The sequence below is a fragment of the Croceicoccus sediminis genome (genome assembly GCF_007570835.1).
Taxonomy (GTDB): domain Bacteria; phylum Pseudomonadota; class Alphaproteobacteria; order Sphingomonadales; family Sphingomonadaceae; genus Croceicoccus; species Croceicoccus sediminis.
On the sequence record NZ_SUNC01000004.1, the window covers coordinates 222713 to 247966 of the forward strand.

General features: G+C 62.6%; 26 protein-coding genes. 12 read left to right on the forward strand and 14 right to left on the reverse strand.

The features are described 5' to 3' along the window. Positions 1-10: 10 nt before the first annotated feature. Positions 11-400: a succinate dehydrogenase, cytochrome b556 subunit gene (sdhC, locus tag FAX90_RS14155; protein WP_144098070.1), complete on the reverse strand. Its 390-nt coding sequence runs from the start codon at positions 398-400 to the stop codon at positions 11-13. Between the two features lie 291 nt (positions 401-691). On the opposite strand from sdhC, the gene bla reads away from it, so the two are divergent. From bla to FAX90_RS14175, 4 genes are all read left to right on the forward strand, one after another. After that, positions 692-1585, forward strand: a complete 894-nt coding sequence (bla, locus tag FAX90_RS14160) for a subclass B3 metallo-beta-lactamase (RefSeq protein WP_240704923.1) — start codon at positions 692-694, stop codon at positions 1583-1585. Then, positions 1582-2487 (forward strand): 50S ribosomal protein L11 methyltransferase, encoded by a 906-nt coding sequence (locus FAX90_RS14165; RefSeq protein WP_144098072.1) that lies wholly within the window; start codon positions 1582-1584, stop codon positions 2485-2487. The genes bla and FAX90_RS14165 overlap by 4 nt, the downstream gene beginning before the upstream one ends. Further along, positions 2460-3182 carry a TIGR02117 family protein gene (locus FAX90_RS14170; RefSeq protein ID WP_240704924.1) on the forward strand — a complete coding sequence of 241 codons (723 nt, stop codon included), beginning with the start codon at positions 2460-2462 and terminating at the stop codon, positions 3180-3182. Before FAX90_RS14165 ends, FAX90_RS14170 begins: the two co-directional genes overlap by 28 nt. A gap of 81 nt (positions 3183-3263) precedes the next feature. After that, positions 3264-3641, forward strand: a complete 378-nt coding sequence (locus FAX90_RS14175; protein ID WP_144098073.1) for a hypothetical protein — start codon at positions 3264-3266, stop codon at positions 3639-3641. Here the strand turns inward: FAX90_RS14175 and FAX90_RS14180 are convergent. From FAX90_RS14180 to ligA, 3 genes are all read right to left on the reverse strand, one after another. After that, complete coding sequence (locus FAX90_RS14180) at positions 3638-4450, reverse strand: transporter (protein ID WP_144098074.1); 813 nt, start codon at positions 4448-4450, stop codon at positions 3638-3640. The genes FAX90_RS14175 and FAX90_RS14180 overlap by 4 nt on opposite strands. A 133-nt stretch (positions 4451-4583) precedes the next feature. Continuing rightward, entirely contained in the window at positions 4584-5099 is a 516-nt protein-coding gene (locus FAX90_RS14185) for a hypothetical protein (protein WP_144098075.1), read from the reverse strand. A gap of 175 nt (positions 5100-5274) precedes the next feature. After that, positions 5275-7335, reverse strand: coding sequence for an NAD-dependent DNA ligase LigA (ligA, locus tag FAX90_RS14190; RefSeq protein ID WP_205700703.1), 2061 nt, complete (start codon positions 7333-7335; stop codon positions 5275-5277). An 87-nt stretch (positions 7336-7422) separates the two neighbouring features. Between ligA and FAX90_RS14195 the strand changes: the two genes are divergently transcribed. Beyond that, positions 7423-7908 carry a DUF2165 family protein gene (locus tag FAX90_RS14195; RefSeq protein ID WP_144098077.1) on the forward strand — a complete coding sequence of 162 codons (486 nt, stop codon included), beginning with the start codon at positions 7423-7425 and terminating at the stop codon, positions 7906-7908. 93 nt (positions 7909-8001) lie between these two features. On the opposite strand, the gene FAX90_RS14200 is transcribed toward FAX90_RS14195, so the two are convergent. After that, on the reverse strand, positions 8002-8223 hold the full coding sequence (locus FAX90_RS14200) for a tautomerase family protein (protein WP_144098078.1): 222 nt from the start codon (positions 8221-8223) through the stop codon (positions 8002-8004). A gap of 198 nt (positions 8224-8421) precedes the next feature. Between FAX90_RS14200 and FAX90_RS14205 the strand changes: the two genes are divergently transcribed. Continuing rightward, a complete protein-coding gene (locus FAX90_RS14205; RefSeq protein WP_144098079.1) occupies positions 8422-9987 on the forward strand; it encodes a winged helix-turn-helix domain-containing protein in 1566 nt (521 codons plus the stop codon). 3 nt (positions 9988-9990) lie between these two features. Here FAX90_RS14205 and recN read toward each other — a convergent pair whose 3' ends face one another. Then, the gene (gene recN, locus FAX90_RS14210) at positions 9991-11667 is read right to left on the reverse strand and encodes a DNA repair protein RecN (RefSeq protein WP_144098080.1); all 1677 of its coding nucleotides are present in this window, start codon (positions 11665-11667) and stop codon (positions 9991-9993) included. A 227-nt stretch (positions 11668-11894) separates the two neighbouring features. On the opposite strand from recN, the gene FAX90_RS14215 reads away from it, so the two are divergent. Next, complete coding sequence (locus FAX90_RS14215) at positions 11895-12797, forward strand: UDP-2,3-diacylglucosamine diphosphatase (RefSeq protein ID WP_144098228.1); 903 nt, start codon at positions 11895-11897, stop codon at positions 12795-12797. A gap of 11 nt (positions 12798-12808) precedes the next feature. Further along, positions 12809-13906, forward strand: coding sequence for a glycosyltransferase family 4 protein (locus FAX90_RS14220; RefSeq protein ID WP_144098081.1), 1098 nt, complete (start codon positions 12809-12811; stop codon positions 13904-13906). Positions 13907-13915: 9 nt separating this feature from the next. Here the strand turns inward: FAX90_RS14220 and FAX90_RS14225 are convergent, their stop codons facing one another. From FAX90_RS14225 to FAX90_RS14250, 6 genes are all read right to left on the reverse strand, one after another. Next, positions 13916-14704, reverse strand: coding sequence for a class I SAM-dependent methyltransferase (locus FAX90_RS14225; protein WP_144098082.1), 789 nt, complete (start codon positions 14702-14704; stop codon positions 13916-13918). Positions 14705-14914: 210 nt separating this feature from the next. Further along, on the reverse strand, positions 14915-15721 hold the full coding sequence (locus tag FAX90_RS14230) for an outer membrane protein assembly factor BamD (RefSeq protein ID WP_144098083.1): 807 nt from the start codon (positions 15719-15721) through the stop codon (positions 14915-14917). A gap of 190 nt (positions 15722-15911) precedes the next feature. Continuing rightward, positions 15912-16274, reverse strand: a complete 363-nt coding sequence (locus tag FAX90_RS14235) for a hypothetical protein (RefSeq protein WP_144098084.1) — start codon at positions 16272-16274, stop codon at positions 15912-15914. A 65-nt stretch (positions 16275-16339) separates the two neighbouring features. Beyond that, positions 16340-16768: a roadblock/LC7 domain-containing protein gene (locus FAX90_RS14240; protein WP_144098085.1), complete on the reverse strand. Its 429-nt coding sequence runs from the start codon at positions 16766-16768 to the stop codon at positions 16340-16342. Beyond that, positions 16765-17331: a GTP-binding protein gene (locus tag FAX90_RS14245; protein ID WP_144098086.1), complete on the reverse strand. Its 567-nt coding sequence runs from the start codon at positions 17329-17331 to the stop codon at positions 16765-16767. Before FAX90_RS14245 ends, FAX90_RS14240 begins: the two co-directional genes overlap by 4 nt. Before the next feature lie 3 nt (positions 17332-17334). Continuing rightward, positions 17335-18552 carry a hypothetical protein gene (locus tag FAX90_RS14250; protein WP_144098087.1) on the reverse strand — a complete coding sequence of 406 codons (1218 nt, stop codon included), beginning with the start codon at positions 18550-18552 and terminating at the stop codon, positions 17335-17337. Positions 18553-19073: 521 nt separating this feature from the next. Between FAX90_RS14250 and FAX90_RS14255 the strand changes: the two genes are divergently transcribed. Together FAX90_RS14255 and FAX90_RS14260 are read left to right on the forward strand one after the other, a co-directional pair. Then, positions 19074-21101 carry a transglycosylase domain-containing protein gene (locus tag FAX90_RS14255; RefSeq protein ID WP_144098088.1) on the forward strand — a complete coding sequence of 676 codons (2028 nt, stop codon included), beginning with the start codon at positions 19074-19076 and terminating at the stop codon, positions 21099-21101. 19 nt (positions 21102-21120) lie between these two features. Continuing rightward, positions 21121-21474, forward strand: a complete 354-nt coding sequence (locus FAX90_RS14260) for a YbaN family protein (RefSeq protein ID WP_144098089.1) — start codon at positions 21121-21123, stop codon at positions 21472-21474. 6 nt (positions 21475-21480) lie between these two features. Here FAX90_RS14260 and FAX90_RS14265 read toward each other — a convergent pair whose 3' ends face one another. Further along, complete coding sequence (locus FAX90_RS14265; protein WP_144098090.1) at positions 21481-22029, reverse strand: pseudouridine synthase; 549 nt, start codon at positions 22027-22029, stop codon at positions 21481-21483. Positions 22030-22163: 134 nt separating this feature from the next. Between FAX90_RS14265 and FAX90_RS14270 the strand changes: the two genes are divergently transcribed. Both FAX90_RS14270 and FAX90_RS16645 read left to right on the forward strand, forming a co-directional pair. Then, the gene (locus tag FAX90_RS14270; RefSeq protein WP_144098091.1) at positions 22164-22859 is read left to right on the forward strand and encodes a hypothetical protein; all 696 of its coding nucleotides are present in this window, start codon (positions 22164-22166) and stop codon (positions 22857-22859) included. After that, positions 22856-23011: a hypothetical protein gene (locus FAX90_RS16645; protein WP_170234998.1), complete on the forward strand. Its 156-nt coding sequence runs from the start codon at positions 22856-22858 to the stop codon at positions 23009-23011. The genes FAX90_RS14270 and FAX90_RS16645 overlap by 4 nt, the downstream gene beginning before the upstream one ends. Before the next feature lie 413 nt (positions 23012-23424). Here the strand turns inward: FAX90_RS16645 and FAX90_RS14275 are convergent, their stop codons facing one another. Further along, entirely contained in the window at positions 23425-25251 is a 1827-nt protein-coding gene (locus FAX90_RS14275) for an ATP-dependent nuclease (RefSeq protein ID WP_144098092.1), read from the reverse strand. Between the last annotated feature and the right edge of the window lie 3 nt (positions 25252-25254).

The following is a 25254-nucleotide window of genomic DNA, read 5'->3' on the forward strand; positions in this document are numbered from 1 at the left end:
AAGTCTCTCCTCAGACCAGCAGGATCACGGCCCAGAAGGCCGCCGTCAGCAGGATGCCGACGAGGATCGTGATGACCGACCAGGCATTGTTGCGTTCCACCTCGAAACCCGCGCCGGCGTCCAGCACGAGGTGGCGAATGCCGCTCGACAGGTGATTGAAGAAGGCCCACGAAATACCGATCAGGACCAGCATGCCATACCAGGTATCGGCATGCCGCATGAAGGCAACATAGGCTTCGGGACCTGCGGCGACCGCGCCGAGGAACCAGAGCAGCACCAGAAGGCCCGCGACCGCAAGGCCGTTGCCCGAAACGCGATGCAGGATGGAGACGGCCATCGCCGGGCCCCATTTCCAGATCGAGAGGTGCGGAGAAAGAGGCCTGTTCGCTGCCTTCGCCATATTAAGTGTCCCCGTAATCATCGTTCCGCCCGCGAGCAGATAAAAGGACTGCGCGCAAAAGGCGTGTTGCGGGCGCGAATGGCAGGCGGCGCGACGAAGGGCAAGAGGGCAATTACAGTCTTTTTGTACAGGTATGACCCCTGCCCTCGGCTTGCGGCGGCTTCTGGCCCGCCCTAATCCAGCCCGATATGGACAATGACGCAGGCAACGGGCGTATCGCGCTCGTCATCGGAAAGACGGTTGGATTCGGGAAAGCGATCGGCGCGTTCGTCGATGCGAAGGGAGCCGCCCTTGCCCGCTAGATCGATCCTGTGCGTGCTGCCCGCACTCGCGCTGGCATCCTGCGCGGCGGCAAATAGCGCGCCCGCGATGCAGGCTCCGCCACCATCCGAATGGGTCGCGGCCTGCGAGGATTGGGACGAATGGGACAAGCCCGGACCGCCCTTCCGCATCCACGGCGATACCTGGTATGTCGGCACCTGCGGCATAGCCGCCATCCTGATCACCGGCGATGAGGGCCACACCCTGATCGATACCGGCACCGTCGGCGGTACGGCGCACGTTCTGGACAATATCCGCCGCCTTGGCTTCGACCCTGCGGACATCGCGCTGCTTCTGGTCAGCCACGAACATTTCGACCATGTCGCCGGCACCGCAATGGTGCAGGAATTGAGCGGCGCGCGCCTTGTCGCGACCGGCCCCGCCGCTGCTGTTCTGTCGACCGGCGCACAGGGGCAGGACGATCCGCAATTCGGCATATTGAATGGCTTCCCGCCCGCGCGGGTCGATCAGACGATCGAAACGGGCGAAATCGTTACGCAGGGCCAGCTTTCCTTCAGGCACCTGCCCACCCCCGGCCACACGCCGGGCGCGTCATCGTGGCAGTGGACGTCGTGCGGGGATGGCGAATGCCTGACCATCGTCTATGCCGATTCCATGTCGCCGATCAGCGCGGATGGCTACAGGTTTTCAGAACACCGCCAATTGCTGGACGATTTTCGCCGCGGCATCGCCTATCTTTCGCAAAGCCAATGCGACCTTCTACTCACGCCGCATCCGTCGGCAAGCTGGATGCGCAAGCGGCTGGAAGCGGGCGAGCTTGTCGATGATAATGCCTGTCGCACTTATGCGCAGCAGATCGAAAAGCGCCTCGACGCACGCCTGAACAAGGAATCCGCACAGTGAGCTGGAAGATCGTCGCCTACGGATCGAAGGACGTGATCCAGGCCGCCCTTGTCGCGCATGAAGACGTGCTCGACTGGGATTACGAGGTCGTGCTCACCGGCAGCGAAATTGCCGAGGACAAACCCGACGACTGGGTGCTCGAGGCCTATTATCCGCGCAAGCCGACCAAGGCCGACAAGCAGGCGCTGGCCGATCTGTTCACGGACGGCGCGCCGGACCTCAAGGCGGAAAAGCTGCCCGATGCCGACTGGGTCAGCCTGTCGCAGGCCGACGTCACCCCGATCCGCGCGGGGCGTTTCCACGTGCACACTCCCGACTTCCCCGCCGACGACAGCGCGGGCGTGACCGACTTCTGCATTCCGGCAAGCCAGGCCTTCGGCACCGGGCAGCATGAAACCACGGCAGGGTGCCTTGCCATGCTGACCGAGATGAAGGCGCAAGGCATCGTCGTGCGCAATCACGCCGACATCGGCACCGGCACCGGCCTTCTTGCCTTTGCCGCGCGCGACCTCTGGCCGCAGGCGCAGGGCATCGCCAGCGACATCGACCCGGTCTGCGTCGGCGTGGTCGAGGACAATGCCGCGATGAACGCCATTCCGCTGGGCGACGGGCCGGGCCGCATCGTGATCACGGTGGCGGCGGGTACCGACAATCCGCTGATCCGGCACCGCGCGCCTTATGACCTTCTTATCGCCAACATCCTTGCAGGGCCGCTGGTCGAACTGGCGCCCGATTTCGCCAAGGCAGTCGCACCCAGCGGCAACCTGCTGCTGGCAGGCCTTTTGACGACGCAGGAAGAGGCGGTGCGCCGCGCCCACTTCCGCGCCGGTTTCCGCCTTGCCCGCCGCATGACGAACGGTGACTGGTCGATCCTGTGGCTACGCCGGCGAAACGCGCGCTGACGCTGGCGAGAGCGGTCTTCGGCTGGCTGGCGCTGGCCGTGGGCTGCTATTTCCTTGCCGGGTGGGTGGGATCGTCGTTTCCGGTGAATCGGGAATGGATTACGCCGCCGATAGGGGACTGCTGCGTCGAGATCATCATTGCCGATAACGGCGTCCACACATCCATCGCCGTACCGCTGCGCAACGACGACATGGACTGGACCCGCGTCTTTCCCCCTTCGGAAACCGCCAATCCGTTCCGGCCCTATACGCATGTGGCGATCAGCTGGGGCGAGCGGGCGGTCTTTCTCGATACGCCGACTTGGAGCGACCTCTCGCCGATTACGGTGCTTCGCGTGATGAGCGTCGGCGGCGATGCGCTCTACCATGTCGAACACTGGGTCCGCCCTGCACCTTCGGCGAACTTTCGCCCGATGCGCATCAGCCACGAAAAATATCGCCGCCTCGTCCGCGCCCTGCTGCGCGACCTGCCCCAACGCACGCCCGGCCGCGCAGTCTATCCCGGATATACCGATCAGGACGTGTTCTACGACGCGCGCGGGACATACACCGTCTACAAGACCTGCAACGAATGGACGGGCGAGACGCTGCGCATGGCAGGGATCGAGATCGGCGCGTGGACGCCCTTTGCCGGAAGCGTGATGAAATGGGTGCCACGCGCAGAGCCAGCCGGGCACGGCGGCGCAACGCACTGAAATTGCAGCACTGACCGGCGTACCGCGTTCAGCCCTGCGACAGCGCAGAGGGCGCATTGCAGTCGGAACGAGGAGATTCCCATGCCCAGCCGCAAGACCGTTGCCGCAGCCGCCCTGTTCGCCATCGCGGCCACCCAGCCGCTAGCCGCGCGCGATCGGGACCGCGCCGAAGACCGCGATGCCGCGGTCGAACATGCCCAGCGCGAAGGCTGTGTCCTGCCGCAAGTCATCGCGCCCAGTTTCAACAACAACGCCGCGTCGATGGAACAGATGCGCATCGCATCGGTCCACGTGCGCAAGGCGGCCAATCGCCACGGCGACAGCATGGCCCCGATCTGCGGCAGCCAGCACGACCCGCGCGCGCTGGAAGGCGAAATGACGATGGGCGCGCCCGAACCGTTGCCCGCCGAAGATGCGGACGCCCCGCCCCATGAGGAGGCGGAGCGCGCCGAAGGCTAGTCCGCGCCCATCCGGACCAGGACCTGCACACCGGCGCCCAGATCGGGGCTGCCGTCCGAAAGCCCGGTATAGCCATAGGCCTGCAGCAGCAGGCCGGGATTGAACTTGTAGGTCGCCGATCCGGTGATCTCGCTGCGATCGGGAGAGGTGTCGAGCGCCCCTTCGCGCCATTCGTAGCCAAGGCCCAGCGTCGTGTTCTCGCCCGCCTTGCCATAGATGCCGCCACCGGCCTGCCACACGTCGTTCAGCGGGTAGAGGTCGTTCGATCCGTTGAAACGCCGTCCGCCGTTCACCGCCACGCTGACGCCGCCAAAGCTGTGCAGCAGTTCGCCCATCACGGTGTAATCGGTGGTGCCGGTGCCAAGGAATTTTGATTTTGACGCGGTCGGCAACTTGACCTTGCCGACCAGGTCGAACCACGTCCGGTCGCCCACCGGCAGGGTATAGCCCGCCGCCAGGTTCACGTCGCCCACGCCGCTGCGCACGTTTGTGTCGATCACGTCACCGGTGCCGCCACCGCCGTTGCCATTCCCGCCGCCGGGGCTGACCCCGCCTTCGCCCGGAATGACGCCATCGGGGCCATCGACGCGGACATAGGGCACGCTGGCACGAAGCCATAGGTTGTCGCCCTGAAACTTAACGCTGGCCGGAACGGCGAGGAGCGTCGTATCCTCTTCATCGCCATAGTCGCCGCTGGAATAATCCGCGCCAAGGCTGAACTGCCAGTACTCTTCCGCGTTGGCGGATGCTGCGCCCAAGGCGGCGACCATGGCCGCGCCTGTGATCCCTGTCTTCACGATCCTGTTCATCGGACCTTCCTGTCCTCCCTGCTGTGCCTGAAAGCCTGTTTCGCCTGAAAGCCTTTTGCCCCTGAAAGGATGAGCGCGACGATCCCGCAAAACGGAACCGCCGCGCTGCACCCCTCATGGTTTCAAGCGCCGGTTACGGGCGACCCGGCGCGTCCGGCTTTTCGGGCTTCTCGGGCTTTTCCGGACGTTCCGGCTTCTCCGGCTTTTCGGGACGTTCCGGCTTCTCGGGCCTTGCCGGCTTTTCAGGACGCTCTGCGCGAACATGGTCGACACTCGTCACGGTGTTGCCATCCAGATCGGTGGTCTTGGTGACGGTGTTGACGTTGCCGCTGGGCGTGGTGACCGTCTGGGTCGAAGCGGTGCCAACCGTTTCCATGATCGGCGCGCCTTCGGTCTCACCCTCGGCCGGTTCCTCGAACAGGAGTTCGCCGGTTTCGGGGTCGGTCGCCTGCTGCGTGATCTCTCCGCTTTCGCGCAGGACGGTGGCGCCGTTTCCGTTCGCCGTCGGTTCCATCGGCTGGCCGCTTTCGACGGGCTCGACTTCCTCAACCTCGGGCGTGTCGCCCATGTCGCCATCTTCCTGCGCAATGGCCGGGACGGCCGATACGGCAAGAATTGCGGATGCGCCCGCAAGCAGGATCTTCTTCATGAAAATAGTCTCCCCGCACGCGTCTGGCGCGTGCTTATCGTTTGTCCCTGTTTGTAGGGGCAAACTTGGTGCCGCCACATTAACGCCTTATTAAATCTCCGGCTTAATGCGGTGTTGACCATCTCCTGCGCAGGCGAGCCGTGTTAAAAACATGACAAGCGGCGTCATGAACCTATCAGCCCGCCGCCGCGACGATCTGAGCCCAGGCCGCTTCGTCGATCACTTCGATCCCCAACTCCGCCGCCTTCTTCAGTTTGGACCCTGCCCCCGGCCCGGCGACGACGAGGTCGGTCTTGGCGGAAACCGTGCCGGCCGCCTTCGCGCCCAGCCGCTCGGCCTGTGCCTTGGCCTCGTCGCGGCTCATCGTTTCCAGCTTGCCGGTGAAGACGACGGTCTTGCCCGCCACTTCGCTGTCCTTCGTCTCGACCACATAGTCGGGCGGGGAAAGCTCTGACAGAAGATCGTCCCACACGGCCTTGTTGTGGTCTTCATGGAAGAAGTCGCCCAGCGCCTCGACCACCACGGGCCCCACACCGTCGATCGCGGTCAGTTCGGCCACGGCCTCGCTCGCCACTTCGCCCGTGCCTTCCCGCGCCCGTTCGGCAACATCGCGCAGGGCGGGCAGCGTGGTGAAATGCTTGAGCAGGTCGCGCGCTGTCACCGCGCCGACATGCCGAATGCCCAGCCCGAACAGCAGGCGCGCCGCATCGGGTTCCCGCTTCGCCTCGATCGCGGCCAGCAGGTTTTCGACCGACTTCTCCTTCCACCCCTCCAGCGCGAGGATCTCCTCCTTGCGCTGTTTCAGGCGGAAGATGTCGGCGGGGCTTTCCAGCCAGCCGTGGGCGAAGAACTCGTCGATGGTCTTTTCGCCCAGCCCCTCGATATCCAGCGCACCGCGGCTGACGAAGTGTTTCAACCGCTCGGTCCGCTGCGCCGGACAGATCAGCCCGCCGGTGCAACGCACGTCGACTTCGCCTTCCTCGGCCACGGCCTCCGAATTGCAGATCGGGCAATGGTCGGGGAAGTTGAAGGGATCGCGGCCCTCGTCCCGCGTCAGGTTCTCGACTACTTGCGGGATCACGTCGCCTGCACGCTGGATCACGACACGGTCGCCGATCCGCACGCCCAGCCGCGCGATTTCGTCGCGGTTGTGCAGCGTCACGTTGGACACGACGACCCCGCCGACAGTCACCGGCTTCAACCGGCCCACGGGCGTCAGCTTGCCGGTGCGGCCGACCTGGATGTCGATCCCTTCCAGCGTGGTTTCGGCCTGCTCGGCGGGAAACTTGTGCGCCATCGCCCAGCGCGGCGCCTTGGCGACAAAGCCCAGTCGCTGCTGATAGTCCAGCCGGTCGACCTTGTAGACGACGCCGTCGATGTCATAGCGCATGTCCGCCCGCATCGAGGCGATCTGGCGGTAATGCGCCAGCATCTCCTCCAGCGTGCGGCACCGGATCAAGGCGGCGGAAATCGGCACGCCCCAGTTGGCGATGGCCTGCATGACTTCGAACTGGCTGCTGCCCGGCACCTCGCTCGCCGCGCCCCAGCCGTGGGCGTAGAAGCGCAGGGGCCGTTTTGCCGTAACGCTCGCATCCTTCTGGCGGAGCGAACCGGCGGCGGCATTGCGCGGATTGGCGAAGATCTTGCCGCCCTCTGCCTCCTGCGCCTTGTTCAGGGCAAGGAAGTCAGCCTTGGCCATGAACACTTCGCCGCGGATCTCGAACACATCGGGCACGGTGCCGCTCAATTGCTGCGGAATGTCGGCGATATGGGCAACGTTGGGCGTCACGTCCTCGCCCACTTGCCCATCCCCGCGCGTCGCGGCGCGGACCAGCTTGCCGCTTTCATAGAGAAGCGAACAGGAAAGCCCGTCGATCTTGTCTTCCGCCGTGAAGACCACCGGTTCATCCGCCGCCAGCGACAGGAACCGCCGCACCCGCGCGACGAAGTCGGCGACTTCCTCGTCCGAGAACGCGTTGTCGAGGCTCATCATCCGAACCTCGTGCGTCACTTTGGAAAGCGGCGAGGCAGCGACTTCGTGACCCACTGCCTTCGACGGGCTGTCATCGCGCACCAGGTGCGGGAAAGCCGCTTCTATCGCGGCATTGCGCCGGACCAGCGCGTCGTACTCCGCGTCGGAAATCTCCGGCGCGTCTTCTGCGTGATAGAGCTTGTTGTGCTTCCTGATCTGGCGCGCCAGCCGCATCAGTTCGTTCGCGGCATCAGCCTCGCTCATCTCGGCAGGATCGGTCACGCTTTTCCCCGTGGTCACTTTTCATGGTATCTAGCCGCCGGGGCGCGGAAATACAGGGGGGACTGCGGAATGACCGACAGGATTCTGAAAGCGATGGTCAGCGCCGTGATCGGGTTGATGGCGCTGCTCTACGTGGCGCACAACATCGCCAACGTCGGGGCGGCCTACGATTTCTTCGTCTACACCACCAGCCACGCCGGACAGGAAGCCTATCCGGTCACGCTTCTGCCGGTCCCGCCATCGTTCGTGATCGTGGCCGCCATGGTGCTGGTCTTCGCGCTGGAAACCGCCGCAGGCGTGCTGGGCCTGTATGGTGCGTGGGCGATATACAGCGCCCGCCACGCCGATGCCGCCGCTTTCGCCGCGGCCAAGAAATGGTCGAAGATCGCAATGGGCTGCGCAGTGCTGAACTGGTGGGGCCTGTTTCAAGGCATCGCCGTGGCCGGATATCAGCTGTGGCAGATGGAATTCGGCGCTGGCCCCGATCACGGATCGTGGGTCTACGGCGCGATGGCGATGATGAGCCTGATCTACATCTCGATGCGAGAGGAATAGCGCCCGTCGCAGGGGGGGCGAAACGCGTCACCAGCTGAAATGCGGGCGATGCACGGGAGGGGCCAGTGGCCGCCATCCGGTGCATCCCGCAAGTCACGCCGCCTGCTTCTGCATCGCGTGAATGTCGGCTGCTGCCAGCGGCTGGCCGCCGATGGCCCAGTGGCCGCCTTCGACTTCGAGAACGCGGACCCAGGTCACGCCGCGCATCACTTCGCCTTCGATGGCGACGATGGCGTCGGTCACGTCCTTGATCATCTGCTGCTTCTGCTGGCCGTCGAAAACGCCGTCGATCAGGTGGATATCAACGAGAGGCATGGTACTTTTCCTTTCCGGTTTTTTGAGTGGCGCCGATCATCCGGCGACAACAACTGGATACCTGCTTCCTTCTCCCCCTGCTTGGAGCCTGCGTGGAGATTGCGTGGAGATTTGCGCTTCATTGTGAAGATGCGCGGCAATGCTCGACTTTTTGCGGCTTGCGTCTAGTCTTTCGCCGTTCCGGGGGGATCGCGTGGGATGACGGTTTATTCCTTTGACGGCTTCGAAGTGGACGCAGCCCAGTTCGAGCTTCGCGAAAACGGCGTGCCGGTGCCGATGGAGCCGCAGGTGTTCCGTATCCTCCTGTTCCTGATCGAACAGCGCGAAAGGCTGGTCACCCGCGACGACTTGTTCGAAACGATATGGAAAGGGCGGATCGTGTCCGACACCGCCCTGTCGAGCAGGATCAAGTCGGTTCGCAAGGCGCTGGGCGACGATGGCGCGAACCAGCGTTATATCCGAACGATGCGCGGCGAAGGTTTTCGCTTCGTCGGCCAGATCGATGAAACTGCCCCCGTACCCGTTCCTGCCGAACCGGTCGCGACGACGGTTTCCACGGTGATGTCACGGCCGCTGATCGGCGTGTTTCCCTTTGCCTGCGACCACGAAGAGGCCGAATACCTCGTCGACGGGCTGGCCGAAACTCTGATTGCCGAACTGGCCGCATGGCGCTGGTTCCCGGTCCTCTCGCGCCACGCGTCATTCGCCATGGGCCGCACCGGGGGCGACCTTTTGCAGCAGGCCCGCGCGCTCAACGTCCGCTATGCCGTTTGCGGATCGCTTGCCAGTCGGGGTGGCAAGGCGCGGCTCGCCATCGACCTGCTCGACGTGCCCAGCGGAGAGACATTGCTGACCGAACTGTTCGAGGATGACCTCGCCAGCCTGCTTTCGGTCCAGACCGGCATCGCGGCGCGCATCCTCCACCTGATCGCCCCCGAAGTCGAAGGGGCGGAACGCCGCCGCCTCGTGCGCGCACCGCCGTCCGATCTTTCGGCATGGGACCTCACGCTGAAGGCGCTCTGGGCGTTGAACCGCCCTTCCCCCGACACGCTGGCCCATGCGCTGCAGGACATCGAAAGCTCGATCCGCCTGGACCCCGGTTCGGCCATGCCGTGGAGCCTGAAGGCGCAGGCCTATTTCGAGATGGGTTTGAACGGCTGGCTGGTCGGCAACGTCACGATGGCGCGGGGCTGTTTTACCGAGATGCTCACCGCCGCGCGCAATTCGGTCGACCTCGACCCGCGCGGGTGGATGGGCCACTCGCTGGCCAGCGCAGGGGAACTGTTCGCGGCCAGCGCCTATGGCCCCGCCCGCCACCACGCGGACGAAGCGCTGCGCCTCAATCCCAGCGCCGGCATGGCGCACCACTTTTCCGGCTGCATCGTCGGCTTCGGCGGCGACCCGGCAGAGGCCATCGCGATTCAGGAGCTCGTCTACTCGGTCGATCCGTCCTATCGCCATGCCACCGTGATCGAGGCGGACCTTGGCCTCTGGCGCTTCCTGTTGGGCGACTACGAACAGGCGCTGGCGCACCTCGACACCTCGCTTGGCCATAACCCGGCGAACCAGCGCGCCTTGCAGCGGCGGGTGGCGGTGCGGTCCAGCCTTGGCGATGTGGCAGGGGCGCGGGCCGATGCGGCGAAACTGGCGCAAGTCGGCGCGACGCCGACACGCGACCAAGTCAGGGCCAGCTATCCCTTTCAGGACAGCGCACACGGCGACAAGCTGGTCGACGCGCTGTTCGCGAATGCCTTCGCGGGTTGAGGATCAGACCCCTTCGAGCAGCCTTTCGGCCTGCGCCCGCGCCTCTGGCGTGATTTCCGCGCCCGACAGCATGCGGGCGATTTCTTCCTGACGGCCACCGGCATCGAGCTGGCCGACCGACGTGCGCGTCACGGTCCCCTCGCTCGACTTCGCGATCATGAAGTGGATGTTGCCGCGCGCCGCGACTTGCGGGCTGTGCGTGACGGCCAGCAACTGCCCGTTCTCGCCATTGGCGCTGGCTAGACGCGCCAGCCGTTCGCCGATGGCGCTGGCTACCGCGCCGCCGACGCCGCGGTCGATCTCGTCGAAAATGATGACGGCGGCCCCGCCCTCTTCGGCCAGCGCGACCTTGAGCGCGAGGATGAAGCGGGACAATTCGCCGCCCGAGGCGATCTTGGCCAGCGGTGCGAAAGGCGCGCCGGGGTTGGTGGAGATCACGAATTCGACCGCGTCCATCCCGTGCGGCCCCCACTTGTCCTCGGCCGAGCGGGTGACGAGCGTCTTGAACTTCGCCGCATCGAGCTTGAGCGGCGCAAGCTCTGCCGCGACCGCCTTGTCCAGCCGCTTGGCCGCCTCCACCCGCTGCGCCGAAAGCGTTTCGGCCAGCGCGCGATAATGCGATCCCTTTTCGAACGCATCGGCCTGAAGCGCCTTGATCCGCCCCTCGCCCCCCTCGATCGCGTCCAGCTTGCCGCGCAGTTCGGCCAGTTTCGCCGGTAGATCGTCGACTTGGCAGCCATGTTTGCGCGCCTCTGCCCGCAAGTCGAACAGGCGGGTCTCCACCTCGTCCAGCCGGGCGGGGTCGAAGCTCAACGCCTCCAGCGCGCGGTCCACCGAGGCCTCGGCCTCACCGCCTTCGATCAGGCAGCGGTCAAGCGCCGACAAGGCATCGCCCAGCGCCTCGTGCTCGGGCGCGATGCGGTCCAGCCTGCGCGCAGCGGCGCGAAGCTGCGCCAGCGCGCTGTCTGACCCGGCAAAAAGGTGCTGCAGCGTGGCGAGGTCTTCGGAAAGCCGCTCTCCCTTCTGCATGTCGGCACGCTGTCCGGCGAGGTCTGCCTCTTCCCCCTCCTGCGGGGCGAGGCGTTCCAGTTCGGCCAGATGCGCCTCGACCAGTTCGCGCTCCGCCGCTGCGCTTTCGGCCGCTTCCAGTGCTTCTGCCAAGGCAGTCTCCGCCGCCTGCCATTTGCGCCATGCACTGGCGACACCCGCCTCGTCCGCGGCGGCATAGCGGGTCAGCAGCACGCGGTGACCGCGCGGGTTCACAAGGCCGCGATCGTCGTGCTGTCCGTGCAGTTCGACCAGAAAGGGGGCCAGCGCCCGCAAGGTGGCAACGCCCACCGGCTGGCCGTTGACGAACGCCTTCGATCCGCCATCGGCCTTCAGCTGCCGGCGAATGACCAGCGCCTCGCCCGCCTCCATCTCGACGCCCGCGTCGTCCAGCGCCTCGATGATGCCAGCAGGCATTTCGGCAAATTCGAAAGTCGCGGTCGCGCTGGCCTTGTCCTCGCCCGCGCGGACCAGCCCGCTGTCGGCCCGGTTGCCCAGCACCAGTCCAAGGGCATCCAGCAGGATCGACTTGCCCGCGCCGGTTTCGCCCGTCAGCACGCCCAGCCCGCGCGCGAACGCGAGATCGAGCGCTTCGATCAACACGATGTTCCGGATGGACAGGTTGGTCAGCATGTTCGCTCTATGTCCTACTTGCACCGGCAGCGCCAGTCAGCCCCACGCGCGATTTCGCCCACAGGAGCGCACAACCTGTCCCGCATTTGTCCACAGACTTGCGCACCGACTTGTAACCAGCCGGTCACACCGACGCCGAACCGCAACACGCACCTGAGAAAAGGTAGGCGACACAGCGCAGGAAATTGGGGGTTTGAGCAATGAGAGTCGATCCCGTGAAGAACATGATGTTCACGCATTTGGGGCAGGATACCGCCGGTTTCGCCGTCCCCGGAAGAGTCCCGGATTGGCTCGACCTTCCCGAACCGCGTGGATTCGTTCCCAAGCGCAAGTTCCGCACCGTTTTCATATCCGACACGCATTTGGGCACGCGCGGCTGCAACGCCGAAATGCTCCTCGACTTCCTCCGCTCGATCGAGTGCGAGACGCTCTACCTCGTCGGCGACATCGTCGATGGTTGGCGACTGAAAAAGGGCTGGTACTGGCCCGACGCGCATAGCGAAGTCGTTCGCCGCATCCTGAAGATGGCGCATCGCGGCACGCGGGTCATCCTCGTCGCGGGCAACCATGACGAGATGCTGCGGTCCTACGCGGGCATGCATTTCGGCGGGATCGAGATCGCGTTTGAGGCGATCCACGTAACCGCCGACGGCCGCCGCCTGCTGGTCACGCACGGCGATGCCTTCGACGGGGTGGTGCTCTATCACCGCTGGCTCGCGTTCCTGGGCGACCAGGCATACGAATTGCTGCTGCGCGCGAACATCTGGTTCAACAAGGCGCGCAAGGCGTTCAAGCTGCCCTACTGGTCGCTGTCCGCCTATCTGAAGCACCGGGTGAAGAACGTCGTCCAGTTCGTCTGCGACTTTGAGGAAGCCGTCGCCCACGCCGCGCGCGATCGCGGGGTGGACGGGGTTGTCTGCGGGCACATCCACTGTGCCGAAATCCGCCGGATCGGCCAGATCGAATACATGAACGACGGCGACTGGGTCGAAAGCTGCACCGCGCTGGTCGAGGATGCGCAGGGCCAATTCGAAATCGTCCACTGGGCCGAAGAAATGCGCGCCCGCGAAGCAAAGGGCACGTTCGCCCCGGCAGAATCCGCCACCGCCCCGGCCAAGCAACCAGCCTGAGGATACGACGGATGTTCGAAAGCGACTTTACCCCGGGCATCTGGCCCCGCCGCATCTGTATCGCCACCGACGCGTGGAAGCCGCAAGTGAACGGCGTTGTGCGCACTTTGGTCGAAACCGTGTCGCGACTGGTCGAACGTGGCCACGCGGTCGAATTGATCACGCCCGATCAGTTCGCCAGCGTGCCGATGCCGTTCTATGGCGAAATCAGGCTGGCGCTTGCCCCGCAGCGCGGCGTGGCGAAGAAACTGGCGAAGTTCGCGCCCGACATCGTCCACATCGCGACCGAAGGACCGATCGGCTGGGCAACGCGGAACTGGTGCCTGAAATACGGTGTGCCTTTCACCACTGCGTTCCACACGCGCTTTCCCGACTACGTCGCGGTCCGCACCGGCCTTTCGGCGGAGCGGTTCTGGCCGCTGATGCAGCGGTTCCATGCGCCCAGCCGCGCGGTCCTTGCCGCAACACCCAGCTTGCGGCACGAATTGGTCGGACGCGGCATCGGCCCCGTCGTCCCGTGGTCACGCGGCATCGACAGCGCGATTTTCCGCGCCGACGCGGTGCCCGATACGCGCATCGCTGCGCTGCCGGGACCGGTCCTGCTCTACGTGGGGCGCGTCGCGCCGGAAAAAGGCCTCGACGATTTTCTCGGGCGCGATCATCCGGGCAGCAAGGTCGTCGTGGGCGACGGCCCCGCCCTCTCCGCGCTCAGGGCCCGTTATCCCAAGGCGCATTTCATGGGCCGGATTACCGGCAGAAAACTGGCCGCCGCCTATGCCGCCGCCGACTGTTTCGTATTCCCAAGCCGAAGCGATACCTTCGGCCTCGTCATGGTAGAGGCGCTGGCCTGCGGCGTGCCGGTGGCCGGCTTCCCGGTACAGGGCCCCATCGACATCGTCGGACCGGTCGGACGCGGCGGATCGAACGAATTGCTGGGCAGCGTCGGCGCGGTGGACGAGGATCTTTCCGCCGCCATCACGCGCGCCCTTATGGCAAGGCGAGAGGACTGCGGCCGCTATGGCGCCGAATTCAGCTGGGACGCGGCAACGGACCAGTTCGTGGCCGCCCTTTCGGGCGCACTGGCCCAGGATGCTGCCAACGCCGCCTAATGCCTTAGCTCAGCCCGGCTTGCGGAATTTCAGCACGAACTGATCGGTGCGGCCCTTGATCGCCTTGTCATGGACATTGGCGTCGCGCGTATCGTCGGGGTTGGCCAGAACATCGGTTTCGCCGACAAATTCAAATCCCGCCTTCTCGATTTCTGCCTTCACGAAATCGGCATCGATGCGATGCGTCGTGTCGGTCGCACCCGCCCCGCTGCCCGCCGGTGCCGAATGGTCCAGAACGACATAGGTGCCGCCGGGCTTCAGCAGGTCCAGCACCATCGCGTTGTAGGCCACGGGGTCGAAGCCGGGAAGGTTGTGAAAGTCGTGATAATTGCGCGACGTCCAGACCAGATCGACCGTGCCGGCCATATCCTCGGGCACCGGTCCGGCGACGGGGAAGTGGGTTGCCGTGATGCGCGGATCGCCCATTTCGGCCGCCAGTTCCTCTGCCCCTTCGATCGGCTTCCACGGCTTGTCCGCCATCTCGTCCGGGGCATAGAGGACGACTTTGCCGTCAGGCCCGGTTGCCAGTGCGAAAATGCGCGTGAAATAGCCGCCACCGGGAAGCATTTCGAACACCGTCTGACCCGAAGTCAGCCCGGCGAATTCCAGCATCTCGGCCGGTTTGCGCAAGGGATCGGCCTCGCGGTCGCTTGCCGTGCGCGAAGGATCGTCAAGGAACGCGGTACCGCTGGCCGCCTCGGTCGTGGGCGCGGCAACGGGATCGTCGCCCGCACCGCCGCCGCACGCGGCAAGCGACAGGGCCAGAACGGAGACGGCGGAAAGGGCGGCGCGCTTCATCAAGGCTTCTCCTCAAGACATGAGAGGCGAACCTGACGGCCCCCCGCGCCATTTTCAACCGTCGTCAGTGCAGAATCGGGGGCGTTACCGCCCTGCCCATGCGCGTGACGATGGGGACGTGCCTGAACCGGAGAACGGCAGGGCATGGCCGCGGACGGCGGAAACCTGTCACGAATAAAAGAGGCAGGCCATACCGCCCGCCTGCAGCGATCAGCCCGCGTATTCGGGGGCCTTCTTCTGCATCAGTTCGTAGGCCTTTTCGTACCACTCGCTACCCGGATAGTTCGCGCCGAGCACGGCCGCGCTCTTCTTCGCTTCTTCGGGAATGCCCAGGGCAAGGTACGTTTCGGTCAGACGATAGAGCGCCTCTGCCGTGTGGCTGGTGGTCTGATAATCGTCCACCACCTTGCGGAACCGCATCGTGGCGGCCAGCCACTTGCCGGTGTCTTCGTAAAAGCGGCCGATCGTCATTTCCTTGCCGGCAAGGTGATCGTTGACGAGGTCAAGCTTCAGCTTGGCATCGGCGGCATAGCTGCTTTCCGGGTAACGGCGCACCACTTCGGTCAGCGCGGTCTTGGCCAGAAGCGTCGTCTGCTGGTCACGTTCCACGTCGCTGATCTGTTCGTAATAGGAAAGCGCGATCAGGTAGGACGCATAAGGCGCGTCCTTGTTGCCCGGATGGATCGACAGGAAGCGCTGTGCCGACTGGATCGCCTGCGGGTAGTTCTTGCCGACGTAATAGGAAAACGCGCTCATCAACTGGGCGCGGCGGGCCCAGGGCGAATAGGGATGCTGACGCTCAACCTCGTCAAAAAGGGCGGCGGCCACCTTTACCTGTCCGCGATCGAGCCGGTCCTTCGCCGCGAAATAGAGCGATTCGACATCGCGCGCGACATAGGCGGTATCGTCGGGACGACCGCCCCCACCGGCGCATGCGGCCGTCAGCAGCATGGAGCCCGAAGCAAGGGCAAGGGCAAGGGTGCGAACAGGGCGGCGGGCCGACGAAGCTGCGATCATGACCGGAGCCTATAGCCTCGCCCATACTGAACGCCAAGTGAAGCTTGCGCCTCTGTCCACGAAACGCGGCCATGCCGGTTTTGCAGGCTGAACCAACGAAAACGGGGCGGCCCGCATGGGACCGCCCCGTCGTCCGGGCGAACTGGCGGCTTGGAACCCTTGCGATCCCGCCCCGCCTTTGACGTGCCGATCAGAGCGTCAGGTTCGACTCGCACTCAGCCGTCTTGATGCGGGCGAGCGCCAGGTTCGACTTGCTCTTGTCGAGGACGAGATAGATGAACACCGCCGGGCGCGAGGCCATCGGGCGGATGATGTGGTACTGCGACGACAGCGTGATGAGGATGTCGTCGATCGCATCCTTGGTCAGGCCCAGGGCCTTCATCGTCTTCAGCTTGGCGCGAACCACTTCGGTGTTGCCGGCGCCGGCCACGTCGAGATCGATGCCGCTGCCGACCTTGCCCAGGACCATGCCGGAATCGGAATCGACGACCGCGGCTGCCTTTGCGCCGTCGACGGTCATCAGGTTGTCCATGGTTTCGTTGATGCTAGCCATTTTTCACTTCCTTTTTATGAGCGGTTAATTTTCGTCGGTCTCCGTCCCGCCACATTCGGGGACCGTTAAGCTGCCTTTTCCTGGACCATCGTCCGCATGTTGGAAGCGGCGAGCCGCGCCACGGAGAGCGCCTTGCCCACCGTTTCGGCCGCATCGAAATGAGCAGCCAGTACCATTGCGTGCTCGGGCACACGCATCTGGATCACGTAACCGGTTTCCGCCGCGATGATGATGTATTCGGCGCCCCCGATCCTGAGGTCCCTGGCGACCGCATCGCCAAGGGCCTGCATCGAGCTGGCCATGGACGCGACGCGCCGGTTCTGTTTCTCGTCGCCCGCGATGCTGGCGACTTCGAAGCCGTCGTCCGTCAGGAACGTCGCGTAACGCAGCGACTTGCAGACGTCGGAAAATCCATCGAGCACCTCGTTCGCGAAAGCGATCACGACGGGGTCCTTGTGGGCGCTGACTTGTTGTGCGCTAACTTGCTCGGTCATGCCGCGCGCTCCTGGTTATCGGCGATCATCGCCGTTATTTCGATATTCGCGATCAGGCTCATGAGTGCGGTGCGCATCTGATCGCCATTGCGGGCATCGGCGGTGAACACCGGGATCATGCGTCCGGGCATCACTTCGCGAATGCGTTCGGCGTACTTGTCGAGATACGGGGTCGGCGCGACGTCGCTGCGCGTCACGCACACCACGATCCCGCCTTTTTCGTGAAGCTCGCCGAATTCCTCCAGAAATTCGTCCAGTTCCCTGATGGGATCGGCCGCATCGTTGTTGACCAGCAGGACGAGCCCGACGGCGCGTTCCTTCAGGATGGTCCACATGAAGTTGAAGCGGCGCTGACCCGGCACGCCGTAAAGGCGGACCTTGTCATCATCACCGACCGTGATCTCGCCATAGTCGAGCGCGACCGTGGTCGTGTCCTTGTCGGCGGTTTCGCGGTCGGTGTTGGTCGCCTCGGTGCGGATCGTCTCGATCTCCGACAGGCTTTCGATCGCCGTCGTCTTGCCCGCGCCCATGGGTCCCGCAAAAAGTATGACGTGTTCTGCCATCGATCAGAGCCCCAGCTTCGTGCGTAGTTTGGAAAAGAGACCGCCACCCGACTTCTGCGCCGGGGGCGTGAAAGTCACAGGCGCCGCCGTCTTGTCGGTCTGGATCTCGAGGAGACCCATCAGCGAATAGGCGTTGAGCGTGCGTATCGCGCTCTCCACCGAGATTCCGGCGGCCGACGCCAGTTCGGCGGCATTGAGGAAGCAGTTCCCGATGGCTGCCGCAGCGCGCATGTCGGCGACCGCGTGGTTCAGTTCGGTAAAATTGGGCCAGCGGCGCAGGCGATAACGGTCCTCCGGCTTGAGCCAGGGGGCGCCGGTGCCGTGGAATGCCTGGCTGCCGATGAACCAGAACAGCTTGTCCAGCGATTCGCCCGGCAGGTTGACGATGGGAGGGCGAAACGCCTCGACCAGCGTCGAGCGGATGGCGATGCGGCTGCCGTTGGCCGACACCTGTTCCAGCGGGATGCGCGAATTGTAGGCGCGAAAGCGGAAGTCGATGCGGATCATGTCGAGGTTTTCGACACGGATCTCGGCAACCGCGGGGGCCGAATTCTGCACGATGGAATAGAGCGCGACGGCGATCTGGTCCCAGGCGGCGGAAAATTCCTGGTGCTCCGTGCCGCTCGCGTGCAGGTTCACGCCCTGCGGCTGAGGCGGCGGGGCTGGCTGCGGATGCTGCAACGGGGCATGCATGGCGCTGGGCTGCGCCGCGGGATGGCTATCGGGGTGGCTGCTTTGGGCGCTGACCGGCCATGTCTCGGCCTTGAGCGCGGCGGACCCATCGGTCAGATGCTGCGGCGCCGGCGTCCCGAAGCCTGCCGGTACATGGTGGCGATCGTTGGCCGGGACCGCGCCCCAGTCTTCCATCTTCACCTTCATCGGTTTGACTTCGTGCGAACGCGACCGGGACGAAAGCTGGTCCTGCGCTTTCCTGAGGGTATCCATCAGCTCTGCCGCGCTCAGCGGTGTGGTGATGCACAGGTCGCCCTCGGCCGGCTGATTGCCGAACCGCACGAGCCGGATCAGGACCTGGTAGGGATCGGCGCTGAACTCAACGTCAGAGGGGACGATCAGCGCGTCGCAGCTATCGGAATGGAGCACCAGCCACGGGCAACCGGCCGCTTCGGCCTCGCTCTCGACGAATGTGGCGATCTTCGCACATTCGATCGGCGAGAGACCGACAAGCCCCAGACTGTGCCGCGCCTTGGTCATCAAACCCATCACCTTGCCGCTCCAAACTCGGCACGACCAGATCAGGATGACTTGGATCGCGCCGCCAGGAACTTCACTAAGGCGGGTCCGACTAATTAATAGTTAAACCGGATGCTTTCGAAAATAATAATTGCTGTCGATTACTGTCAATTCGATACTATAATACGTCTATCTGTAAGTTAAGTTAATGCAAATATATTTATGACCCCATAATTACAGTACAAAATTTCATATTTTACACATTTTATCCGATTCTTTATTGCGCATTCATGCATTTTATAGATCATATTGATATAATTTGATCAATATACTTTACTGGATTACTCATAATCACCAAGATTATTTTAGTACCTAGGCTGGTAATATATAACACCCCAAATGCAAATCTGGTCCAGTATTTCTACCTCCCCAACACTTCACAGCTTGTTGGATGGAAAGTTGGTCAGTCCCGATTTCAGCGCTAAGGTCGGGCTCAATTCCACTTCCCATGCGTTTGTGACACGAATGCCCCCCACTATGCGGACACGTGAATGGCCAGCCAGCCTGTAAAACCCAATCGTTATTCCCAAACGGCCGGTCGGGGATTCAACCTGTTTCGCAGCTGGCCGCTCTGGTTTCAGGGCCTGCTGGCCGCGCTTGTCCTGTTCGTCGGGTGGGAAATCTACGCCGCGCCGCCGTGGAAACTGGGCGGCCCGCCGCCGCCGCAGGGTATCGATTTCCTTGCCACCGATGGATCCGTAATCGCACATCGCGGGCCGAAATCGGCGGTTCCGGTCAATGCCGAAGACTTGCCCGAACACGTGCGGCAGGCGTTCCTGGCGATCGAGGACCGGCGATTTTACGAACATGGCGGCATCGATTTCCGCGGCCTTGCCCGCGCGACGGTTACCAACCTCAAGGCCGGCGGAGTGGTTCAGGGCGGCTCCACCATTACGCAACAGTACGTAAAGAACGCCTTCCTTACGCAGGACCGCACGTTCGTGCGCAAGGGCAAGGAAATGCTTCTGGCCGACTGGGCCGAGATGTGGATGAGCAAGAACGAGATTCTCTCCCGGTATCTCGAACTGTGCTATTTCGGCGAAGGGCAATACGGCCTGGTCGCGGCGGCCCATTATTACTTCGATCGCACGCCCGACGAACTGACCCTGGGCCAGGCCGCGATGCTGGCAGGCATGGTAAAGGCCCCTTCGCGCCTCTCCCCCCTCGTCAACCGCGAAGCGTCGCTTGAACGCATGCGCGTCGTGCTGGACGCAATGGCCTATGCAGGCTTCATCTCAGAAGAAGACGCCAAGGCGGAACCCGATCCAAAGGTGACCCCCGGCGCGGAAGACGACGAAGGCCCTAGCGGGACTTGGTTCGTCGACTGGCTGATGCCGCAATTGCCCGACGACTTTTCGGGCACGGTACAGACCACGCTTGAACCCGACGCGCAGGCGCGGGCCGAACGCGTGGTGCGCAACGCCCGGCTTGGCGGGGCGGAAGTCGCGCTGATCGCCATGCGGCCCAACGGCGCGATCGCGGCGATGGTCGGCGGCAAGAAGTGGACGCCCGAGGCGTTCAACCGCGCCACGACCGCCAAGCGTCAGCCGGGTTCGACCTTCAAGCTGTTCGACTATTTCGCGGCGATCCGCGATGGCGCGACGGCAGATACGCTGGTGCTGGACGGCCCGATCGACATCGACGGGTGGAAACCGAACAACGCCTACTCCGGCTATTACGGCCAGATCCCGCTGTCGCGCGCCTTTGCCATTTCCAGCAACACGGCCGCGATCCGCATCGCGCAGGATGTCGGCCCCGACGAAGTGATCGATACCGCGCGCGGCCTTGGCGTCACATCCGAAATTCCCGAAACGCCCAGCATGGCGCTTGGCACGGCCAGCATGACCTTGAAGGAACTGGCCGCGGCCTATGCCGCCTTTGCCTCGGGCAAGTACCCGGTCGAACCCTATGGCATGGCCGAAGACGCGGCGACGCCGTGGCGCAGCCTTGATGCCAGGCGCGAATGGGCGCCGATGCTCAAGCTGCTCTACAACGCGGCAAACCACGGCACCGGGCGGTCCGCGGTGATCGACGCGCAGCCGACGTTCGGCAAGACCGGCACCACGCAGGAAGGACGCGACGCGATCTTCGTCGGCTTTGCCGGGAGCATGGTAACCGCCGTCTGGGTCGGGCGGGACGACAACAAGCCGATCCCCGGCAACCACGGCGGCGGCAATCCCGCGCAAATCTGGAAGCAGTTCATGAGCGGGGTGAAGCTGGAACCGCTGAACCTGCCGCTCAAGGTCAACCAGATAAAGCGCCCTGCCCCGCGCAGCACGATGAACGCGCAGGACGCGGACATGAGCACGATCGACATCGGCGGCATGGACGAAGGCGACATCGACATCATGGTGCCCGAAGGCATCCCCGACCTGCCCGAAGGCTTCGACGGTGACATCGGCGCTGTCGAGACGGACGTGGAGGAGCCAATCGTGCCGCAGGCCGACCTGCAAGTGCCCGCCACCCCGCCGCAGGCAGCGCCCGCGCAGCCAGTCCCCAACGGCCCTGCGGGCGAGTAGTTCGAAGACCGCAACCCCCTTGGTAAGGTATCTCTATCTCGCAGGCGGCTTCGTCTCACTCGGCCTCGGCGCGATCGGGGTCGTGCTGCCCTTGCTGCCGACGGTGCCGTTCATGATCCTTGCCGCGTTCTGCTTTGCGCGGTCCAGCCCCCGGCTTGAGGCATGGCTGGTCGAACATCGCCATTTCGGCCCGCATATCCGCGCATGGCGGGAAAAGGGCGCGATCAGCCGCCGGGGCAAGACCGCCGCGCTGGCCGCCTTTGCGGTCAGCATCGTGCTTGCCTTCGCCTTTGCGCCGATGCCCGCGCCGCTGATTACGCTGACCGCAGCACTCGTGGGCGGAAGCTGGATCTGGACCCGGCCGGAAAGCTGATCCGCGTCAGACCTGCAACTCGCGCCATTCGCCCGGTGCCAGACCTTCCACCGACCAGTCGCCCACGCTCCACCGCACCAGCCGCAAGGTCGGATGGCCGACGGCGGCGGTCATGCGGCGGACCTGGCGGTTGCGCCCTTCGGTAATGGTCAGCTCGATCCAGGTGTCGGGCACGGACTTGCGATAGCGGATCGGGGGATCGCGGTCCCAAAGCTCCGGCACCTCGATCACGCGCACGCGCGCAGGCGCGGTCTTTCCGTCCTTCAACTGCACGCCCCTGCACAGCGCGGCGATGGCGGCCTCGTCCGGTTCACCCTCCACTTGCGCAAGGTAAGTCTTGGGCATCTTGTGGCGCGGTTCGGCGATGCGCGACTGCAACCGCCCATCGTCGGTCAGCAGCAGCAGCCCCTCGCTATCACGGTCCAGCCGCCCGGCGGGATAGACGCCGGGGACTTTCACGTATTCGGACAGCGTCGGGTGCGGGCTTTCGTCCTTCCCCGCGCTGAATTGCGAGAGCACGCCGAAGGGCTTGTTGAGCAGGATTAGCCGGGTCATCGCCTGTCGCCATAGGCGCTTCGCCGCCGGTGAGCAAAGGCGCGTTCGGGTACGCGATTTTATTGTCCTACACCCCCCGCCCCGCACCATACCCGCCCGCCTCTTTTCAACCCGCAACAGGTGGTGCCCCGCCCATGACGATCGCCAAGCCCATACGACCCGCCTCCCCCGCTGCCCTGCCCACCTTCACCCCCGTTCCGCGCAAGTGCCAGCGGCACGACGGGTGGACGCCCGCGCGGCAAACCGGCTTTATCGAGACGCTGGCCGACACCGGCAGCGTGAAAAGCGCCGCCCAGTCCGTGAACATGACGGCGGTGAGTGCGTATTACCTGCGCCGCCAGCCCGGCGCGGAAAGCTTTCGCAAGGCATGGGAAGCCGCACTGGCGCTGGGCGTACAGCGGCTGGAGGATGTGGCGATGGAACGCGCGCTCAACGGGATCGAGGTGCCGGTGTACCACTTCGGCGCCGTCGTCGGCACGCGCCGGGTCTATAATGACAGGCTGCTGATGTTCCTGCTGAGAAATCGCGCGCCCGAACGCTTCGCAGCGGACGGCGCACGCGGGCTGAACGCCGTGGACAAGGCCATGCTGACCCGGTTGAAGAAGCAATGGCGCGCCGAGTGGGAAGCCGAACGCGCCACGCTTTCGGGCGTGGAGGAAGAGGCGGTGATGGACAGCATCAACCGCAAGCTGGACCTGATGAAGGAAAGGCTGGAAGCGGGCGAGGACCCGGACGAAGCCGCCAGGGCCGTGCGCCGCGAACTGGGCGAGGACGTGAAGGAGGACGGGGAAAGCGGGGAAGATGCGAATTACGGGGAGGATGGGAAATGAGCGTGCGCACGATCCCCGATTTCCTGAAACGAGACCCGCTGGAACTGGGGTATCCGGTGTCGAAGCGCAGGATGATGCGGACGTTCATGGGAATGCCCGATGAGGAGTGGCCCGAACTGCCGACGATGCGCAGAGGCGAAGAGGAAGGGTGAGGACCGCGAGACGCAAACCTCTGGCGAAATTCGGGGCGCGCCAGCGACTCCCGCAAGGCCGAACGGCCGCCGCGCCTTATTGGCGCGTAGCCAAGGCCCCCGGATGGGGGCCGCCCGGCGCTTGAGGGGCTAAGACAAATAAACTGCGGGGCCGGTGGGGTTGCACGGGCCGCAAGGCCCGCGCGCTGTCTGCGGAGTCAATAAGGTGGCGCTCCAACGCCCTTCACCTTCCTTCAGGTATCAATCCCAAGCAGCTTTTACGAAGGGAGAACCCGAAAACCCCTGAGCTAGCCCGACGATTGTACGCAGTCCCCGATCCAGTTTGCCTTCAATGCAGGGCGCGGGACACCTCCTCCCTCCCGTCCGACCGAAAGGAGATCAGCGGATTTATGAGGTGTGGGAAACGCCTAGGGTCAACTGCGGACCTTATCGGCCTTCAAATTTTCCAACAGAATTTCAAAGGTGGCCTTTGTTTTATCCGTCAGAATCTTGTTCGCGTCTCTCTTATGTTTAACAGGGTCCAGCATCAGCGAACGCATAATAGCTAGAAACTGATTTTTTGACACCTTCGCAACTGTTTCACCTAAGGCTATCTCAGCGAGATCCACTTTTTCTTTATCGGAAAACATATCTTCAATCTCGGTATTTTGCCCCGGCAAAAGCACAAAAGCGTCATCAGTCAAACCATGGTTCTTCTTATATTTTTCTTTGTTTTCTCGGCCATCTTTATCCGAGTCCAACAAAACTCGAAAGTTCGCATTCCAGCCAATATTTAAAGAAATCAAGGTTCCAAGATCGTTGGCTGACGTACCGGGGTAGATCGCATGCGTTGCCTTCTGGCCAAGGAGTACCTGCATAAACTCTAAAACAAGAGCGTCCGACGGGCCTTCTGTGATAATCGCGTTTTCCCACGGCATATCGAAATTACTAGGCACAACATTGAGACAGTCGAACAGTGGCTGGTAGTAAGAAATTTTAGCATCCTTACCTTTTATATATTCCCCCCACTTTATGCATTGTACAACGCCGTTAGATCTTTGAACAACATATGTATTTTTGACGTTGCTCGGTGATATCAAATACCGGCTATGAGTTGTGTAAACCAAGCTGGTGTCTTCGACCAACGCAGAAAAATCACCAACCATTTTTTGTTGCGCTGTGGAGTGTAGGTTTGAGGCTGGCTCGTCAATCAGGTAGACTGGCTTGCCCGAGCCCTCCCGCAGCTTTTTACGACGAAATTCGGTTTTCATTAGAAAGGCAAGATACCAAACTGCACCCTTGCTTCTTTCTTTAACAGAATAAGTAGTCCCATCTTTTTCTGTTATTTTAATCGCAAAGTATTTTTTCGCGCTATTATATATAATTTCAGCGTCTTCGATTTCCTGCACGCCTGAAAGATTTTCCCACTTCTCCGTAAACGTCTTTTGAAGAGTTTTATTAACTTTCTTTAAGACGGTACTAGCGTCGTCCTCTCTAGGATTCGTCTTCGAAAAATATTTCTCAAATTTGCTTATGCTATAATTAGAGTCAGTGTTGTAGAACAATCCATCTATAATTTCATACCACGATAGATTAAATGCGGGATTTCGTGATGAAGTATATATTTTATCGGGAATGGCATCTTGAAAATCTTCAAAATACAAAATGAAAGGACATTTTCGGATAATCTCCTGAGCTATAATACTACCCAACTTTTGATCAGAAAATTTTATTCTATTATCAAATGTATAGTAGCTTTTACCAGGATTTCCATTGTTGAATGGAATCACGCGCGATATGAATATATTTTTTTCTTCTGAGAGCTTCTGACAAATAGCCTCAACTTCACCTTTGACCGTCGCATCAAATTCGGCAGCCCGGAGAACTTTCTTGAAGAAATTATAGTTTAAATCCCCAATGAACGAAATTTCAGCAGTGATCGTGCAAGGGTCATTGCATTCGATATCCTGCTTGTTTCGAATGGACGTGAAAAATTGTTTCAGGTTCTCCGGTTGTGGATCGTTATTAAAATCAAAGGCTTCGATCGCCTTCAAAATACTCGTCTTTCCTGACTCGTTTAGACCAAGCAGAAGTATGAGATCATTCTTCGAGAAATTTATCGAAACGTTGTCGAGCCCTCGAAAATTTTCGATCTGAAAAGACTGATAAGAAAAGAGCTTTTCTGGCTCTTTCTCTTCGCGAAATATGGGTAACGGATAAGCATAAAATTCCGTTATTATCTCGAGGAGTTGCTTCAGCATGGG

Bases quoted from the DNA above. Each gene is read 5' to 3' on its own strand.
- FAX90_RS14200 (WP_144098078.1), bottom strand. From the start codon at position 8,223: ATGCCTCTCGTTGATATCCACCTGATCGACGGCGTTTTCGACGGCCAG.
- FAX90_RS14275 (WP_144098092.1), bottom strand. From the start codon at position 25,251: ATGCTGAAGCAACTCCTCGAGATAATAACGGAATTTTATGCTTATCCG.
- FAX90_RS14245 (WP_144098086.1), bottom strand. From the start codon at position 17,331: ATGGCAGAACACGTCATACTTTTTGCGGGACCCATGGGCGCGGGCAAG.
- FAX90_RS14205 (WP_144098079.1), top strand. From the start codon at position 8,422: ATGACGGTTTATTCCTTTGACGGCTTCGAAGTGGACGCAGCCCAGTTC.
- FAX90_RS14175 (WP_144098073.1), top strand. From the start codon at position 3,264: ATGCCCAGCCGCAAGACCGTTGCCGCAGCCGCCCTGTTCGCCATCGCG.
- FAX90_RS14215 (WP_144098228.1), top strand. From the start codon at position 11,895: ATGTTCACGCATTTGGGGCAGGATACCGCCGGTTTCGCCGTCCCCGGA.
- FAX90_RS14195 (WP_144098077.1), top strand. From the start codon at position 7,423: ATGACCGACAGGATTCTGAAAGCGATGGTCAGCGCCGTGATCGGGTTG.
- FAX90_RS14180 (WP_144098074.1), bottom strand. From the start codon at position 4,450: ATGAACAGGATCGTGAAGACAGGGATCACAGGCGCGGCCATGGTCGCC.
- FAX90_RS14185 (WP_144098075.1), bottom strand. From the start codon at position 5,099: ATGAAGAAGATCCTGCTTGCGGGCGCATCCGCAATTCTTGCCGTATCG.
- FAX90_RS14225 (WP_144098082.1), bottom strand. From the start codon at position 14,704: ATGAAGCGCGCCGCCCTTTCCGCCGTCTCCGTTCTGGCCCTGTCGCTT.
- FAX90_RS14250 (WP_144098087.1), bottom strand. From the start codon at position 18,552: ATGGGTTTGATGACCAAGGCGCGGCACAGTCTGGGGCTTGTCGGTCTC.
- FAX90_RS16645 (WP_170234998.1), top strand. From the start codon at position 22,856: ATGAGCGTGCGCACGATCCCCGATTTCCTGAAACGAGACCCGCTGGAA.
- FAX90_RS14270 (WP_144098091.1), top strand. From the start codon at position 22,164: ATGACGATCGCCAAGCCCATACGACCCGCCTCCCCCGCTGCCCTGCCC.
- FAX90_RS14220 (WP_144098081.1), top strand. From the start codon at position 12,809: ATGTTCGAAAGCGACTTTACCCCGGGCATCTGGCCCCGCCGCATCTGT.
- FAX90_RS14240 (WP_144098085.1), bottom strand. From the start codon at position 16,768: ATGACCGAGCAAGTTAGCGCACAACAAGTCAGCGCCCACAAGGACCCC.
- FAX90_RS14230 (WP_144098083.1), bottom strand. From the start codon at position 15,721: ATGATCGCAGCTTCGTCGGCCCGCCGCCCTGTTCGCACCCTTGCCCTT.
- FAX90_RS14265 (WP_144098090.1), bottom strand. From the start codon at position 22,029: ATGACCCGGCTAATCCTGCTCAACAAGCCCTTCGGCGTGCTCTCGCAA.
- ligA (WP_205700703.1), bottom strand. From the start codon at position 7,335: ATGAGCGAGGCTGATGCCGCGAACGAACTGATGCGGCTGGCGCGCCAG.
- FAX90_RS14235 (WP_144098084.1), bottom strand. From the start codon at position 16,274: ATGGCTAGCATCAACGAAACCATGGACAACCTGATGACCGTCGACGGC.
- recN (WP_144098080.1), bottom strand. From the start codon at position 11,667: ATGCTGACCAACCTGTCCATCCGGAACATCGTGTTGATCGAAGCGCTC.
- FAX90_RS14255 (WP_144098088.1), top strand. From the start codon at position 19,074: ATGGCCAGCCAGCCTGTAAAACCCAATCGTTATTCCCAAACGGCCGGT.
- sdhC (WP_144098070.1), bottom strand. From the start codon at position 400: ATGGCGAAGGCAGCGAACAGGCCTCTTTCTCCGCACCTCTCGATCTGG.